We start from the raw sequence: 17,213 nt of genomic DNA on the forward strand, positions 1-17,213 counted from the left end.
CCTCCCAAAAAAGAGAAAACTAACTCCTAAACCCCTACACTTTCATGAAAATACAATACTTTTCCGACTTACACCTTGAGTTCGAGGACAATCTCAACTGGATTGACAACAACGCTATAGAGCGCGTGGGCGATATCCTAATCATCGCAGGCGACTTGTGCCCCTTCGTACAGCTCTCTCGTATGCTCTTCAAAAGCGAGATTGCCGACCTATGTAGGGGCTACAAAAAGGTATTTTGGATCCCTGGCAACCACGAGTACTATATCTTTACCCACTCCTACGCCACTACTCGCTACGAACAACCGCTGAAGGAGATACGAAATCTCTTTTTAGTGGACAACTATATGGAGCGTATCGGGCGTACCCAACTGATTCTCTGTACGATGTGGAGCCATATCGGTAGGAAGAATGCCGCTAAAATTAAGTATGGCATGAGTGACTTCCACTATATCACTGTACAGAACCCCGAAAAGGGAGAGGAGATAGACTCCCTACAGGTGGCTGACTTCAACGCTTTCAACAAGACGGCGGTTAAGTTCCTCAAAAAAGCCGTCAAAGCAGCTACTCAAGCCAAAAAGGCTGGAGAGATAGACCATATTATTGTAGCTACCCACTACGTCCCTACCCTCAAGTACTACCCTGAGATGTATTTGGGCAGTGCCCTGAACGATGCCTTTGTCCTTGACCTGACTGATTTTATCGAGAAGAGCGCCATTGACTACTGGATCTATGGGCATCACCACTTCAACCAACCCGATTTCAGGATCGGTAACACCATACTGACCACCAATCAGCTCGGCTATGTGATGCGCGAGGAACATGAAGCATTTGATTGGGGGCGATATATAGAGGTAGGGACGAATGGCAATTCGCTCATAAGTAACGAAAAGTGAAAAATTATATACAGAATAAATAACCCATTAAAAATAAATTATTTATGGCCAATCTAATATTAAAGCCTATTAAAGACTTCCAAAATTTCCATTTTTGGGTAAAGAATTACCAACGAGGCTACAAGTGGACAAAAGAGGAAGTTACACAGTTGTTAAACGACATCTACGAGTTTGAGCCTCAAAACGAAAATGAATTTTATTGCTTACAACCTATTGTCATCAAGGAGGATTCAGGCAAAAAAGAACTCATTGATGGGCAACAGCGTTGTACTACCATCTATCTTATCCTAAAATATTTAGGGAAAGATACATTTGAGTTAGATTACCAGACACGCGAGAAAAGTGCTGAGTTTATAAAAGAAATTGATTCTTTAGCTATTGCTGGAGAATGGAAAGACTGGGTGGAAGCCCTTCCTGATAAAGATAAAGATAAAGATAATGTAGATAACTATCACTTCTTTGAGGCTTACCGAACTATACAAGACTAGTTTGCTGATGAAAGTAGAGATAAAAAGCGTTTTTTAGATAAACTACTGAATAAAACTCAAGTCATTTGGTATGAAGTAGAGGGAAATATAGATAGTATAGAACTCTTTACACGTATCAATAGCCATAAAATACCGCTCACAGAAGCTGAACTTATCAAGGCTCTTTTCTTAATCAACTTAAAGAAAGGAACAAAACAATCAGAGGTATTACAACTTCAACAAAATGAGATAGCACAGCAATGGGATAGAATAGAAAATGAATTACAAAACAAAAACTTTTGGTATTTTATCTCCCATACAGCTCCTGGAGCAACTCGCATAGACAAACTACTATCACTCTCTACTATTTTCAAAGATCCTGACAAAATTGGAGAACATGCCTTATTTTTTGCTTTTGAAAAAGATTTCAAAGACTCTCAAAAAGAGGCTTCCCAATGGGTAACTAACCGCTGGGGAGAGATAAAACATATTTTTCAAACATTCAAGGAATGGTATCATGATTTTGAACTCTATCACCTTATAGGATTACTAATTCATTTAGGAGAAGATATAGATGATATTTTATCTGTAAAAGAAAAAAGTACTTCTAAAAAGGATTTCAAAAACCATATCAAAGAAAAAATTTGTAAAAAAATAGAAGATATAGGAGATATAAGAAAGGTTAGTTATAGTGAAAGTAGAGATAAAGCTAAAAATACTTTACTTATATTTAATATTATCTCTATTTTAAATTCAAAAGATGAAGTAAATCGTTTTCCTTTTTATCAATATCAAAACATAAATTGGGATATAGAACATATCCATGCTAAGGCAGATAATACTAAAGAGCAAAAAGATTGGTTAAAAGAATTTAAAGATTGGTTGTTACAAAGTCGAAATAATGAACTTATTGAAAAATATAGTGCTCAAATAGATGAGGCCTTAGCTGTTGAAAAGAATGATAATAAAGAGGAAGATCTTAAAGAAGAGGAAGATAAAATAGGAACACTTATTGAAGATATATATAACTATTTCTCTAATACTAAAGAAGAGGGAGAAGCATTCGATATTGATAATCTTTCTAACCTTGCTCTTTTAGATAGTAGTACCAACAGAGGTTATGGAAAAGCTCCTTTCCCTCAAAAAAGAACAACTATTATAAAAAAAGATGAGGAAGGTACCTTCATTCCACTATGTACCCGAAACGTTTTCTTAAAGTATTATTCGCCTCATACTAATAGCTTGCTCTTTTGGAGTGCTACAGATAGAAAAAATTACCTCGACAAAATAGAAGAAACCCTTAAAAATTTCAAAAGACATGAGTAATAAAACAACATTTTTGAGCTTTGCACAAAACAAAAAAATAGAAATTCCAATCTTTCAAAGAGATTATGCCCAAGGACGAAATGACGAGACAACTGATAAAATTCGTAAGGATTTTGTTAGTAGCTTAATCGAAGCATTAGATAAAAATACACCTATTGAATTAGACTTTATCTATGGGAGAGAGGTAGATAATACCATTACATTAATAGATGGGCAACAACGCCTGACAACTTTGTTTCTGTTACATTGGTATCTTGCCCAACGAATTGGAAAAATAGATGCTTTTAAGAATATCAAGTTTAGCTATGCCACTCGTGATTATGCCAAGGACTTTACCGCTAAACTTACTACAGGGGAAGATTTTAAAATAGATTTTACCCAAGTTACTTCCCAAGCTACTTTATCTACTGAACTAAAGGACAAAAATTGGTTCTATGACGATTGGCAACATGACCCTACTGTAAGTGGTATGCTCAATACACTTGATGAAATTCATAAGCAATTAAGAGACAAAACAATAGAACATTATTGGTCTTTACTTGAGCAAGGTATCATTACTTTCTATTGGCTTGACTTAGAAGAACACCAACTTACCGATGAGCTTTACCTCAAAATGAATGCTCGTGGCAAACAGCTCTCTAAGTTCGAAAACTTCAAAGCCAGTCTGATAAAGCGTATTAATGATGAGCAATGGGAAAGTAAAGAGAAGGATGAAGAAACATTCTCTTATAAAATGGACACTACCTATACTGATCTTTTTTGGAAATATAGAGGAGATGTGAATGTTATCGACTATGAGGTAACCAATTTCTTTGCAGGTATGGCTATGATAGGTTATGTACTCAAAGAGAAAAATAGTGAAGCTCAACAAAAAAGAGCCCAAGAACTATTTAGTAATCCTCTTAGTGTAGTTGCAAGTGATTTTTCAAAAGAAGATTTTGAACGTCTTGAAGAATTTTTAGATTTCTATAGTACAGTAGAAAATATTTCAATAAAGACAGATCTATGGAAATATTACAATACAAATAACAAAAGAGGCTTTTTTGAAGAATTTATCAAAGATGAAAATAAAGGCACACAGAAAGCATATCGGGGAGCTACCTATAAGCAACGCGTTTTCTTTTATGCTATCACTAATCTTTTTATAAAGGTTAAGGATAATAAAGCAAAAGTAGAAGAGTTTATTCAGGTAGTCCGTAATATTATTGAAAATGAAGCTATTGATAGTGCAGAAACTTTTGCAGGAGCAATCAAGCTAATGCGAGAACTTTTGGAAGGTTCTCAGGATATTTATAGTTACCTTAGTAAAACTGCTATCCAATCTAAGTTTGCTTCTTATCAAGTAGCACAAGAAAGACAAAAAGCAAAACGTATTGTTGCTGACAGTGAATGGAAAGAGACTATTTGGAAAGCGGAAAATCACCCTATGTTCAAGGGGGATATTGGCTTTTTACTTCTTGAGACAGAAAATAACTTAGACCTCTTCAAAAAACGCTATGAAGTAGCCAAAGAAATGTTTGATGAAAATGGTGTAAAAGGTAAATATCGAGAGAATGCACTCCTTTTACGAGCTCTGATTAGTAGACTTGATCATTGGAGCTTAGTTTGGAACTTAAACTTTGATTCAAGTAGAGATAATTGGAAAGCATATATTCTAAAGACGGTGTATAAAGAAAAGGAAAATCGTATAACCAAACACTTTTTAACTTTATTAGACAATGAAGATAAGTTAGATGTATTTATTACAGAAGAACCTTCTTTACAGAAAAACAATGAAAACTTTGAATTATATAAGAAAACACTTAAAAACCTATATCAAACAGAGTTATTAATTGCTATTTGTGAAAAATGTTATCTACGATGGGAATCTGAAAATTATATTCTATATCCATACAATGGTCGCAAAGAACAGTTTAAGTATATTGTTACTCATGAACGAAATGATAAATTAGCAAAAGCCATAGAGAAAGGTATCATTACCACAAAACAGCAGTTAGAAGTCAATGGAAAGAAAATTCCTTTCTTCTGGGGGTGGTCTGTTAGTTTTATCTATGATAATGAAGAATATTGGTACTATTACAATACAGATAAACCTAAAATCACCAAAAACGGACAGGATTGCACCGAAGAAGCCATGCAGAAAATTTTCCTCCTCTAAATTTTTTCTTAGTCGGTCATAGCTTGTCCAACATGAGCATTACCTTTGCACCGTAATCAAAAATTAAAAACCATGAATACGGTAAAAACAAACACTCTTAATGAGCAACTCCCCAAAGGGACGCTTATTTTAGGTATAGGCGGTGGAGGAGCTAATTTCTTGGACTATGTACAGAAAAATAGCCCCCAGCCTATCCACTGTATCGCTTGTGATATAGGCAAAGGTTTTGCTGAGATTGACAAACGCATATGGGGACACCTATTAGAATCATTAACGACTAAAAACGAAGAATTATGGCAAAAGTAGATCAAATATTCCGTTTGGTACGGATTATCAAGGAATTAGAAAGAAACAAAGAGAATGGAGGACTTACCTATGAAGAACTTAGAGACCGCTTAGAGAAAACCCATGAGGGGGAATATGATGCAGGAAATTTGAGAAATGAAGAGGTCAACTTCAGTGAGAGGACTTTTCAGCGCGATCGAAAACTCTTAGAAGGACTATTCGAGGTGAACTTTGTCTATGAAAACAAAAAATGGCGCTTGGAAGAAAATGATTTTGCCAACCGATATGCTTTCTTTGACAATATTCTCTTGGTGGATGCCTATCGCCGTACCCGCGAGCTTTCCAATATCCTCCTTTTCGAGCGACAACAGCACAGCTCGATGCGCTTTTTGGAGGATATCATCGAGGGTATTCAGCAGAATGTAACCATACGCTTTGTCTATACCAAATTTTGGGAGGGTACCCCTCACCAGCGCGAGGTAATCCCCTATGCAGTAAAGGAATACAAGCGCCGTTGGTACCTTATCGCCGAGGATTACCAAGGAAACGGACAGCTTAAGTCCTTTGGACTGGATCGTGTCTCCCAATTGGAGGTAACCGACACGAAAGTAGTACACCAAAATGTAGCTATTGGCACGCTTTTTGACAATGCTTTTGGGATTACCATCGCTCCCATGCAGGAGCCTGAAACGATTATCCTTTCCTTTGACCCTGATCAAGGGCAATATGTAAAGACCCTACCGCTGCACCACAGCCAACAAATTCTTGTGGATTGCGACAAGGAAATACGCATCGGCCTAAGAATGGTACCTACCTATGACTTTGTAATGGAGATCTGTTCCCGAAGCCGTTATGTAAAAGTACTCGCCCCTGATCACTTAGCCCAACAGGTTAAGGAACTGCTCAAAGCAGGATACGAACAATATAATTAGATAATTTGCCAATTTGTCAATTTGCCAATTATCTCATTGACTAATTGACTCATTGACTCATTAGCTAATTGTCTCATTAACCCTATGGATTTTACCACTAAAATAACGATTCCTCCCCTACCGGAGGCATGCCAACTTTCCTACAAGACCCCTGTGATGAGCATGGGGTCTTGCTTTGCGGCACACCTACAGGAGAAGTTTGTCTACCACAAGCTACCTTTTTTCTCCCATCCTTTCGGCACGCTCTTTCACCCCTTGGCCATTGAGCGTAGCCTGGAGCGGGTATGCAAGGGGCAGACCTTTACCGAGGCGGATTTCTTCCTACAGGACGACCTATGGCTGTCCTTTGAGCTACATTCCCAATGGGCGAACCCCTCGCTTCCCGCACTCTTAGCCCAACTAAATCAGCAGATGGCCTCCCTACAAGAGGCACTTTCCCAGACGTCCCTTATAGTGATAACCTTGGGAACGGCTTGGGTATATGAGCATTTGGATACGGGCAATATCGTGGCCAACTGTCATAAGCAACCCCAAAAGATTTTCAGGAAAAAACTGCTCTCTTTGGCTGAGATAAAGACTTCTTTGGAGCACATCGTAGCCTTGGTACGAGAAAAACAGCCCGATATGAAGGTACTCTTTACTGTTTCCCCTGTACGGCACCTCAAGGATGGCGCCATGGAGAACCAGCTCAGTAAGTCGCTGCTTCTCTGTGCGATCCATGAGCTCTTGGGAACAGGCTACCCAAAGAAGGGGGATAACCTCTTCTACTTCCCCTCCTATGAGCTACTTATGGACGAGCTGCGAGATTATCGCTTCTACAAAGAGGATATGCTCCACCCCACCGAACAGGCCGTACAGTATGTATGGGAGCGCTTCACCGAGACTTGTTTTACCTCTGAGGCACAGGCTCTTATGCAGGAAATAGCCAGTATTCAGCGCGCACTGGCGCATCGCCCCTTTAATCCCGAAGGGGAAAAACACCAACAGTTCCTCTCCAAACTCCAAGAGAGAATAAAAGCTGTGGAAGCGAAGATTAGTAACCAATGATTAATGACTAATATATTGGCACATTTTTTGCGGTCATATCAATCAAAAAACATATACTCATCTCTCTTTTTATATTTTTTGCCCGAAAAAAAGTAAGAAGATTTGCATAATTACAAGTTTATTCTTATTTTTGCTCTATTAATTAAAAGAGTCTTATGGATAAAGACAAAAGGATAGAGGATACTCAAAGTGATAAACTTAGAAGATTGGGAAATGTACCCAACCATGGGGACTTAGCTCTTAGCCTCCCTCCCTCATTCTGTAGCGCTCTAACCGATTATAACCCATGAAAAAACTATTATTAGGTTTGGCAATAGGTATTGTTGCCATGTTTGTACTACAATATTTCTTTAAAAAAGAAAAAGACGAGAGTGTGCTTACTGAAAACAGCTCCTTAATCGTCCAAGAGATCAAAAATGTAGGCAAGTTAGTCGTTACCGAAGGCTATTTCTCTGAGGTAATGACCTACCAAGATGCTAAGAAATACCTCAACAACTGGGTTTCCTTTGACAAAAAAGCTTTGGTGGTTATCAATGCCGAGGCTACTATCTCCTATGACCTACACCAGCTGCGCTATGAGATAGATGAGGCCAATAAGGTGGTACGCCTCTTGTATATCCCCCAAGAGGAACTCAAGATATACCCTAAGATACAATACTACAACCTTGAGGAAAGTTCCTTCAATCCCTTCACTGCGGAGGATCACAACAAGATCCAAAAGCGTGTCACAGAGGTCATTTCCAAGAAGATAGACCAGTCCTCCTTCCGCAGCAATGCCCGGGATCGCCTCCTTACCGAACTCTCTAAAATCCTGATTCTCACCCACTCCATGGGCTGGAGGCTCGAATATACCGATACTGAGATAGAGACGGAAAGTGACCTGTTGTTACCACTTAAAAAATAATTTGCAATTTGCGTTATGTTCTAATTTTTTTTTCTATCTTTGCACCGTATTACATAAATTATTTTTACGATGTCAACAGAATCAAAAAAAGCGAATGGTATTGCACTTTTGCCATTGATTATTTTTGTGACCGTTTTCCTCTGGAGCGGCATCCAGTATGGGAGCTTTTATGAGTTTCCTGCCCCTATTGCCGTACTAATAGGAACCATTACGGCCTTTGCGATTTTTTATCGCAATGGTATCAATGAGAATGTAAATGGGTTTATCCGAGGAGCTGGCAATCCTAATATACTGATCATGTGCCTCATTGCCTTGTTCTCAGGAGCTTTTAGTGTTGTCACTAAGAGCATTGGGGCTACCGATACCTTTGTGGAAATCACCAAGAACTACCTTTCCTTACAGTTTTTGTATGCTGGGGTCTTCGTTATTGCCTCTTTCCTCTCCTTCGCTTCTGGTACTTCCGTAGGGGCAGTGGTGAGCTTGGCGCCTATTGCAGCAGGCTTTGTGAGCTTGCCCAATGTGAATGTGGAGCTTATCGCGGGCTCGCTCTTAGGAGGTGCTATGTTCGGCGACAACCTCTCTTTTATCTCCGACACCACCATTGCGGCTACCCAATCACAAGGTTGTCAGATGAAGGATAAGTTCCGTATGAATGGAAAAATTGCTTTTCCTGCTTCTATCCTTACCACCATCCTACTCATTATCATAGGAGTTTCTATTCACCCTAGTGGACATTCTCTCAGTACAGGAGACACACCTATCCAATGGATTAACCTACTTCCGTATATCTCTGTTATCGTATTGGCCACCGCTGGTCTTAATGTTTTTGTCACCTTCCTTATTGGTACCATCCTTTCAGGTATATTAGGCTTCTGGTATGGCACTTTTGATTTCTTAGGTTATTGTAAAACCTTCTTTGATGGTTTCGCCTCCATGAATGATATCTTCTTGGTGTTTCTTTTCACCGGTGGTTTGGCTTATTTGATCGAAAGAGAAGGCGGTATTTCTTTTCTTACCCAGAAAATTGGAAAATTTGTCAATACCAAAGGGCGTGCTTTCTTCGGAATTGGCTTTTTAGTAGCTCTTATCGATGCAGCGGTAGCCAATAACACCGTTGCTATCGTCATCAGTGCTCCTGTTGCGAAGAAAATCAGTGAACAATATAAAATTTCTCCTATACAAACAGCCTCTATCTTGGATATTTCCTCTTGTATTGTACAAGGAATTATTCCCTATGGGGCACAGGTACTCTTGCTTATCAAGCTTTTAGGCACCGATGTCAATTATAGTAGCATGATTGCTCAGAGTTTTTATATCTGGCTACTGCTTCTCTGTATGATCGTCTTCTTTCTTAAGGGCGCGAAAAGTAAAGAATAATCTAAAAATACATATATCATGAAATGGTTTATCTTATTATTTTTCATCTCTTTAGAGGCTTTCTCTCAAGAGAAAAATTATGATAGCCTGCAAGTAAGTATAGACCCAGAAGTGCAGGGTACTTTACTCTCTCCTAAAGGAGAGAATCAGCCTCCTTTGGCGATATTGATAGCAGGTTCAGGACCCACTGACCGCGATGGGAATCAAGCTCTATTCAAGAATAATTCTCTAAAATATCTTGCTGAAGGATTGGCTCAAAAGGGTATTGCAACTTTTCGTTATGACAAACGTGTTATTGCACAAATAAATAACGCTACTGTACAGGAAGAGAAAATGACCTTTGAAGACGAGGTGAATGATGCGCTTTTGGTTGTAAATCACTTTAAGGATAAGTATAAGAAAATCATCCTTATAGGACACTATGAGGGAGCGCTGATAGGGCTTCTTGTTGCTCAAAAGGTAGTAGTCTCTAAGTTTGTTTCTATCTCAGGTGCGGGCAATAGCAGTGCTACACTGATAGAAGAACAGATAGGTAAAAATGCTCCACAACTCAAGGAGGAAAGTCAGAAAATCATCAGCCAGCTAAGAAAAGGGGAACTCGTGGAGAATATTTCTCCCTATCTGGCGCCTGTCTTTAGGAAAAGTATCCAACCCTATTTGATTTCTTGGTTCAAATATGAACCTACCAAAGAAATCGTTAAACTACAAATACCTATCCTCATCGTTCAGGGTACCAATTATTTGCAAGTGGAAGATAAGGAGGCACAACTACTCAAAGAAGCTCAGCCTAAGGCACAACTTCTTCTTATAGAAGGTATGAACCATGTACTAAAAAAAGTAAAGACATTGGAAGAAAACCAGCTATCTTATCTAAATCCTGACCTACCTATCTCTGGAGAATTGGTAGAAGGCATAGCAAGTTTTATAAAGTGAAAAACTCAAAACTGATACTGTCTTTCAATTTTCCTTTCAGGAGACAGACAAAAAGTATATAAGCAAAGCAAAAAGAACCACTCTAAAGGCTTCATCAGCAGATAAGTCATATTGGCTGCCCATGGAGCCTTAATTTTTTGGGAGAGGTTATACCCATACTTATCATAATTGGTACGTAGGAAATGGTGCAACTTAGGTGAAAAATCAGCGATAAGTTCCTCAAAGGCATTGGCAATCTGTAGCTGACGATTCACAATAATAGGCCTACCCCCTCTCCTGCCCCAGCGCAAGGGCTTGACCAAGCGCGGAGAGCCACAAGCGGCCACTGTACAGAGGTAGTGCCCCCTATGGTCTAAATAAGGTGGGTGATCATGCTGAGAAAACTTCCATGTAGTAGTCTCGGTAAAGCCTTTGACCACTGCGTCATAGTCTTGACCAAAAATCATCAGCAGGAGGGTCAGCAGTACAAAGACAGGAAACACTAAGAGAACCGACCAAGTAAGCACTGTAAATCGGAAAGAAAGGAGCCTATTGAGCTTGTTAAGCCATTTGTTCTTAAAGGTTTTGGTAGAAAGTTCTTCCCTGATAGCCATAAGGGTGCGACCTATGACTAATATGGCTATAAAATTGCTGAATATAGGAAACGAGGCTAATTCCTCTTGGCGATTACCCTCTCCTAAGAGCTGGCTGGCTATAAATACATTGATTACGATTCCTATATAGAGAAAACAAAGGCAAAGTACTAAGGGCAGTGGGGGCAATTTCGCTCTGCGTATCCAAAGTGCTCCAAGTGCTATGTGATACAAAAGAAAAAAGATTAGAAAAGTAAGCCTATACTGTCCCGAAATAAAGGTATAGTGATCATCTATAGGGTCTATAGCCTGAGTATATTCAGCAGAGAAAAGCGAACCAAAAAGCACGAAGAACAAAAGCCACAATCCATACAATAGCGCTATAGGATATTGCCAAATAGGAACTTTTTTCTCATACAAACGAATGCCTACATAGAGTAATATCACTAAAATGAAGAGAGCAAAAATAGAAAGAATTACAGTATCAAACATAAGAGGTCAAAATTTAAGAAAAATCGCCTTGAAAACTTCTATTTACTACTAAATAGAGAGACTTCAAGGCGAAAGAACAACAATTAAATAAACAAATATAATGAAAAAACTTTATTTTACAAGTTTCATTTCATCTACTAAATAGCCAGCTCCTGCATACTTGTCAATCACAAAGAGTACATAACGCATATCTACCATAATATTGCGACAAATCTTAGGATCGTAATGAATATCACTCATAGTACCTTCCCATACGCGGTCGAAGTTCAATCCGATAAGGTTGCCACGAGCATCAATGGCAGGGCTTCCCGAATTTCCCCCTGTCGTATGGCAAGTGGAGAGGAAACAAAGCGGCATCTTTCCATCTTTAGTACCATAACGCCCGTAATCTTTCTTGGCATATAGCTCTCGAAGGCGTGCAGGTACATCAAATTCATAATCTCCAGGCACATACTTCTCCATCACTCCATCCAAGGTGGTGGTAGCACTGTAGGTAACCCCATCGGCAGGAACATAGCCAGCTACCTTACCGTAAGTTACCCTAAGAGTACTATTGGCATCAGGGAAAATCCTATCGGAAGGCTTCGCCAACTCCAAGATAGCCTTCATATAGGTACGTTGGAGTGCTTGAATTTGAGTATCTAAGCGCTCATAAGTGGGATACACCTGGGTATCGTTCATCTGAGAGAGTTCTAAGGCAAGTTGTACCGCTACATCCTGCTTCAATTGATTTTTAAATTCCTCTGGAGAGAGCGAAAGGAGCCTAGCTACTCCCTCATAAGAGGTTACAGAAGAGTTTGCATAGAGCTTATCTGCTAATTGCTTGGCATCAAAATATTGCAAGCTCTTAATAAGTAATTGCTTAGGCATGTTGGCGGCATAGAAGGCTATCACCTTCTCGAATACGGCCTTATCTACCTGAGGGTCATTATCTTTGAACACCCCCTCGAAGATCTTCAAAAAGTTTGCTTTTCTACTTTCGAAGGACTGTACGCCTTTGTTTTCTAATACTTGCTGAAGCTGAAGCAAGCGGAAAGCGTTGGAGAGCAAATCCACATTGCGGAACATCAGCTCGCTATAGAGGTTATAAGCCAGGTTGTAGGGTTCTATCTCCTTATAAAGAGCGGCAAACTGTGGGAGCAGCTGGCCATATTGGGCTTGTTTGTTTGTTCGCTGAAGGGTTTGGGCAAATTTTTCCTCTTGTTGCTTCTTGAGTGCTACGGCATCTGATTTTTTCAGCCCCTTAGTTTCCCCTATCCATTTTTTCCAATAGTTGGCTATACGAGCGAACTTAGCTGCGTACTTGATCTTAATACCCTGATCTTTGCGCATATATTCATCCTGTACCTTTAGTGCCACATCGCGGATACCTATTCTTGCGGGATTGATAACATTCTGTATCTGCTCCACTGCTACCGCAGGCAAGTATTCTTGGGTGGTACCTGGATAACCGAAGACCATTACGAAATCATCCTCTTTGACCCCCTTAAGAGAAATCGGGAAGAAGTGCTTGGGTCGGTAAGGTACATTGTCTTTGGAGTACTCAGCCGGACGATTGTTTTTATCCGCATAGACCCTAAAGAGGGAAAAGTCTCCCGTATGGCGAGGCCACACCCAGTTATCTGTATCTGAACCGAACTTACCAATAGAGGAAGGGGGAGCCCCTACCAAGCGCACATCCTTAAAGGTCTCGGTGATAAAGAGGATGTATTGGTTTCCATAATAGAAAGGCTTTATAGTACCTTCCTGCCAAGCCTCTTTGGGAGCATCCTTGATCACCTGAGTAATGTTTTGTTCGATACGTCGGGCTTTTTCTTGCTCATTGAGGCTTTCTGTACCTTTGAGTACCTGGGTGGTCACATCATCGATACGAACGATAAAGGTCACCTTCAAGTCCTTGTTGGGGAGCTCCTCGGAGAGGTTTTTTGCCCAAAAACCATGCTCCAAATAGTCGTGCTCTAGGGTTGAGTGTTCCTGAATCTGCCCGTAACCACAGTGGTGGTTGGTTAGCAGCAATCCCCGATCGGAGATAATCTCAGAGGAACATCCCCCATTGAAATGAGGAGCCGCATCCTTGAGGCTTGACTTGTTCACATTATAGATGTCGGTAACGGACATCTTCATACCCAAGGTCTTCATTTCCTTGGCGTTCATCCCCTCTAAGAGCGAAGGAATCCACATACCGCCCTGCTGTGCATGCAGTACCATTGCACTTAAAAACAGCGCTATTCTAAAAAATCTCTTCATATAGTATAGTATTTATTTTAGTTAATAGGTGATAGTTTTCAGTAAAATCAGTATATTTATTATGGTAACTATTCCTCATAAATGTCTCTTTCCCATCTTCCTCCTACAAACTCTCTATTGGCACACTCCCCATAATCAAGATCAAAAACATCATTGAGAGTAGGATCAACTTTTATTAGTTCTTCCAAGGACACTATTTTCCAATCAGGTTCTCCCAAAGGAAGAAAAAACCAATGGCCCTCTTTATCATGTATCACATCTACAATAGGTTGCTGTTTTTCTAACCAAGCTGATGTTGTGAATACAAGACAGAGTTTGTCTTCTCTGAATTTGAAATCAGCATTCCTATCTAAGAGCGGTTGTAAGTAGATAAGATCTTCTCTGAAATCTGATTCATATGGGAATATTCCTTTGTCATCAGGCCATATCAGTTGCAGAGCTGGAAAATCGACTGTTTGGTAATAACTAATTGCCTGTCCAAAATAATCAGGGATATTACGTTTATCCACTGTTAAGAATTGTACAGGATATTTTTCTACTATATCATGATAATTCCTACCTATTTCTATCAGTTTTTTTCTTTTTATTACTTCAAATACTACAGTATTGAGCATAGTATGGAGTATATCTATAGGCAATCCTAAGGAAATAAGTTCAGGATGCTTGTAGCTTTTCCATAGACCTACAGTATAGGCAAAAGATGGCAAGTAATTGGTTTGTGGAACCATTATTACCTCAAAACCATACTTTAGAATATCATCTGTCAGTTTGTTAGAGTATTGATCTGACATCCGCTAATTTATTGATTTGTTACTATCTCTAAGATCACTGTCCATTGCTTACTGCTCCCTGACTACTGACCATTTTATAGAGTTTGTCAGAGGGGCGGGTGCGGAATTCGGTATGGAAGGTACAAGAATCCCCTTTTTTGGCTTTATCAGCAAGGACATCATTCACATACATATCCTCCAAGACCAATTCTTGTACCCCAGTGGTGGGGCCTGTGATAAGGAGTTTGTCGCCTCGCTTGATATCAAAAGCTTCAATCTTGAACTCTGAAATACCTGTCTTAGGGAAAAAATGCATCGCCTTGCCTATATATACCTTCTTTTGAGTGGCTTGGGAGCCCGGCGAACCGCTCCACTCCCCTAATTTCTGTCCAAGGTAATAGCCTCCCCAAAAGCCTCGGTTATAGACAGTAGCCAAGGCCTCCATCCATACGGCCACCTTTTCCGGAGTATATTCTCCTGCATAGTAGGCATCTATGGCTTCTCTATAGGTTCGAATTACGGTAGCTACATATTCAGGCGCACGTCCACGCCCCTCAATCTTGAGTACCTTAGCCCCTGTATCAATGACTTGATCCAAGAAATCTAGGGTGCAGAGGTCTTTGGGAGACATCATATATTCGTTGTCCAATTCTATCTCGAAGCCACTTTCCTGATCTATCACGGTATATTTCTTCCGACAATTCTGCTTGCAAGCACCCCTATTGGCCGAGGAGTTATGTGAGTGTAGGCTTAGGTAGCACTTTCCGGATACCGCCATACAGAGCGCCCCATGACCAAAGATTTCTATCTCAACCAACTTCCCCGAAGGACCTTTCACTTGGTCTCGCTCCACCTGTTCGCAGATTTTCTTAATCTGGCGAAGGGAGAGTTCTCGGCTCATGACCATCGTATCAGCAAAAAGTGCGTAAAACTTGACCGTTTCTATATTGGTAATATTGATTTGGGTGGAGATATGCACCTCCATACCTATCTGCCGGGCATAGGCTATTACGGCCTGATCCATGGCAATCACCGCAGTGATATCGGCCTCTTTGGCCTTGTCCAACAAAGTTTTGATAATAGAAAGATCATGGTCGTAGATAATCGTATTGAGTGTGAGATAAGTACGCACCTGCTTTTCCTTACAACGACGGGAAATCTCCTGAAGGTCGTCCAAGGTAAAGTTGATACTGGAGCGTGCTCTCATATTGAGCTGTTCCACTCCAAAGTAGACAGAATCAGCCCCATTGTCCAAGGCTGCTTGTAAGGATTCAAAGCTCCCCGCAGGAGCCATCAGTTCTATTTTTCCTGATGAAGTCATTAATAATGGTTAATAGTTAACGATTAATGATTAATAGTTTTAATCATTATTGTAAAAATTCATAATAGTATTTCTATGTAGGAGGGTATCTTTGGAGGTTTCTATCTGTTGTTCCAATTCCTCTGGGGTAGCCTTAGGGTTCTTATAACCTAAATAACGTTTCATGAGTTCGCGGTAGAGAAGTTGGGCTACCTTTTTGGTACCCCGTGCGTTAAAGTGGGTATAGTCCTTCCCTGCCAATGAAGGATTGGCCTTTACCCATTGGAGCATAGAGCCTTTGCCTCCCATCAGTTCATAGAGATTGATAAAGCCTGCATGGACATTGGTTGCATAGTCCTGTTGGGCTAAGGAAAGCGGCTCTACAGCTGTATCTGTTCTCATCTCCATTCCATACTTGGAGGACTTATCAGCAGTAGAAATAATCAAGAAAGAAGCCTTAGGAAAACAAGTTCGCAGCTGTTCCACCACCTTGGTCATTCCCTTTTCATACCAACTATAATCTAAGGAACCATAGTTGAGTACATTGGCTCCGAAATGCAATACAATGAGGTCATAAGTACCCAAAGCGGTATCGAAGTCCTGCATCAGTGCTGTGTTGAACAAAGAAAGTGGCAAACCCGAATTACCTCTACTGGAAAAGTTATCTACATATACCCCCTCAAGCCCCGAAGAGTTGACCCCATAGATAGGAATGGAATCCGCCTTGAAGAAGTTAATACGTACTCCTTTCACTTCTCCTTCAGCTAAGGTAAGGGTATTGAGCAATTTATCTGTAGGCAATGGCTTTACGACCCTTGTCGTATCCCCTGGGTAACGTATCTCTACATAAGCCTCATGATTGCCCGATTTTCCATAGAACAAGGTAGGGGTATACATTTGAGAAATATGTACCTGCTGGGACGCTTGGTATTCTACCCAAGCAGGCGTCCCCTTGACGAAGAAAACCTGTCCGGCCACCCCAAAAGGACGGGTAGGGCGCTTTACATTTACATAAGACTCTCGTTTCCAATTATTTGAATAGGTATGTCGCACACTTCCTCTGGAAGCCGCCGACTCGGAGGTGATAGGCAAAAAGCCGATTCCATTCCCTTTAAAATTTGTTTGGAAAAGTGCCCGTAAGTCCTGTACGATGAAGTCACCATCGGTCATGGAATCTCCAAAGTAACCGATACGTATATGCCCCTCCCCGGTATGCTCCAAGTGCTGTAGTTTCTCAAAGAAAGGTGTCAGTGGATCCTCCTTCGAAAGCTCCTCTTCAGAAGAGGACAGCCCCTTAGAAGGGGGCAAACTATCCTGCGATTTATGATCCAAGACTTGATCTATATCCTTTCCTGCAAGCGCCTCCAACATCAGGCTATCCACCACTATATGAGTAGAGGATATCCCTTCGGGGAAAATACGTGCTGGCAAGTAAGGCTTCAACCCTATAAAAATAAGAGTTGCTAAAGCTAAAATATAAAAAGATTGCTTGAAATAAGAAGGTTTCACA

15 protein-coding genes are annotated in these 17,213 nt (G+C 40.3%); 10 read left to right on the plus strand and 5 right to left on the minus strand.

Annotation, left to right across the window (positions count from 1 at the left end; genetic code table 11):
* The first annotated feature begins 44 nt into the window (after positions 1-44).
* The 10 genes from HMPREF1551_RS01780 (at position 45) to HMPREF1551_RS01825 (ending at position 10,322) form a co-directional block, all read left to right on the plus strand.
* Positions 45-893: a metallophosphoesterase gene (locus HMPREF1551_RS01780; RefSeq protein ID WP_021627294.1), complete on the plus strand. Its 849-nt coding sequence runs from the start codon at positions 45-47 to the stop codon at positions 891-893.
* Positions 894-937: 44 nt separating this feature from the next.
* Entirely contained in the window at positions 938-1,381 is a 444-nt protein-coding gene (locus HMPREF1551_RS01785; RefSeq protein ID WP_021627295.1) for a DUF262 domain-containing protein, read from the plus strand.
* Between the two features lie 861 nt (positions 1,382-2,242).
* On the plus strand, positions 2,243-2,686 hold the full coding sequence (locus HMPREF1551_RS01790) for a hypothetical protein (RefSeq protein ID WP_021627296.1): 444 nt from the start codon (positions 2,243-2,245) through the stop codon (positions 2,684-2,686).
* Positions 2,679-4,844 (plus strand): DUF262 domain-containing protein, encoded by a 2,166-nt coding sequence (locus tag HMPREF1551_RS01795; protein ID WP_021627297.1) that lies wholly within the window; start codon positions 2,679-2,681, stop codon positions 4,842-4,844. Before HMPREF1551_RS01790 ends, HMPREF1551_RS01795 begins: the two co-directional genes overlap by 8 nt.
* 72 nt (positions 4,845-4,916) lie before the next feature.
* Entirely contained in the window at positions 4,917-5,150 is a 234-nt protein-coding gene (locus HMPREF1551_RS01800) for a hypothetical protein (RefSeq protein ID WP_021627298.1), read from the plus strand.
* On the plus strand, positions 5,138-6,061 hold the full coding sequence (locus HMPREF1551_RS01805; protein WP_021627299.1) for a helix-turn-helix transcriptional regulator: 924 nt from the start codon (positions 5,138-5,140) through the stop codon (positions 6,059-6,061). The genes HMPREF1551_RS01800 and HMPREF1551_RS01805 overlap by 13 nt, the downstream gene beginning before the upstream one ends.
* Before the next feature lie 84 nt (positions 6,062-6,145).
* Entirely contained in the window at positions 6,146-7,108 is a 963-nt protein-coding gene (locus HMPREF1551_RS01810; RefSeq protein ID WP_021627300.1) for a GSCFA domain-containing protein, read from the plus strand.
* Between the two features lie 286 nt (positions 7,109-7,394).
* Positions 7,395-8,012: a DUF4230 domain-containing protein gene (locus HMPREF1551_RS01815; protein WP_021627302.1), complete on the plus strand. Its 618-nt coding sequence runs from the start codon at positions 7,395-7,397 to the stop codon at positions 8,010-8,012.
* A 69-nt stretch (positions 8,013-8,081) separates the two neighbouring features.
* Positions 8,082-9,389, plus strand: a complete 1,308-nt coding sequence (locus HMPREF1551_RS01820) for a Na+/H+ antiporter NhaC family protein (protein WP_021627303.1) — start codon at positions 8,082-8,084, stop codon at positions 9,387-9,389.
* Between the two features lie 18 nt (positions 9,390-9,407).
* Positions 9,408-10,322 carry an alpha/beta hydrolase family protein gene (locus HMPREF1551_RS01825; RefSeq protein WP_021627304.1) on the plus strand — a complete coding sequence of 305 codons (915 nt, stop codon included), beginning with the start codon at positions 9,408-9,410 and terminating at the stop codon, positions 10,320-10,322.
* A gap of 5 nt (positions 10,323-10,327) precedes the next feature.
* Here HMPREF1551_RS01825 and HMPREF1551_RS01830 read toward each other — a convergent pair whose 3' ends face one another.
* From HMPREF1551_RS01830 to HMPREF1551_RS01850, 5 genes are all read right to left on the minus strand, one after another.
* On the minus strand, positions 10,328-11,386 hold the full coding sequence (locus tag HMPREF1551_RS01830; RefSeq protein WP_021627305.1) for a DUF6688 family protein: 1,059 nt from the start codon (positions 11,384-11,386) through the stop codon (positions 10,328-10,330).
* Between the two features lie 111 nt (positions 11,387-11,497).
* Positions 11,498-13,633, minus strand: a complete 2,136-nt coding sequence (locus HMPREF1551_RS01835) for a S46 family peptidase (protein WP_021627306.1) — start codon at positions 13,631-13,633, stop codon at positions 11,498-11,500.
* A gap of 68 nt (positions 13,634-13,701) precedes the next feature.
* Positions 13,702-14,424, minus strand: a complete 723-nt coding sequence (locus HMPREF1551_RS01840) for a DUF4262 domain-containing protein (protein WP_021627307.1) — start codon at positions 14,422-14,424, stop codon at positions 13,702-13,704.
* Between the two features lie 34 nt (positions 14,425-14,458).
* A complete protein-coding gene (locus HMPREF1551_RS01845) occupies positions 14,459-15,724 on the minus strand; it encodes a peptidase U32 family protein (protein ID WP_021627308.1) in 1,266 nt (421 codons plus the stop codon).
* A 39-nt stretch (positions 15,725-15,763) separates the two neighbouring features.
* Positions 15,764-17,212 carry a hypothetical protein gene (locus tag HMPREF1551_RS01850; protein WP_021627309.1) on the minus strand — a complete coding sequence of 483 codons (1,449 nt, stop codon included), beginning with the start codon at positions 17,210-17,212 and terminating at the stop codon, positions 15,764-15,766.
* Position 17,213 lies beyond the last annotated feature (1 nt).

It is taken from the genome of Capnocytophaga sp. oral taxon 863 str. F0517 (genome assembly GCF_000466425.1).
GTDB lineage: Bacteria > Bacteroidota > Bacteroidia > Flavobacteriales > Flavobacteriaceae > Capnocytophaga.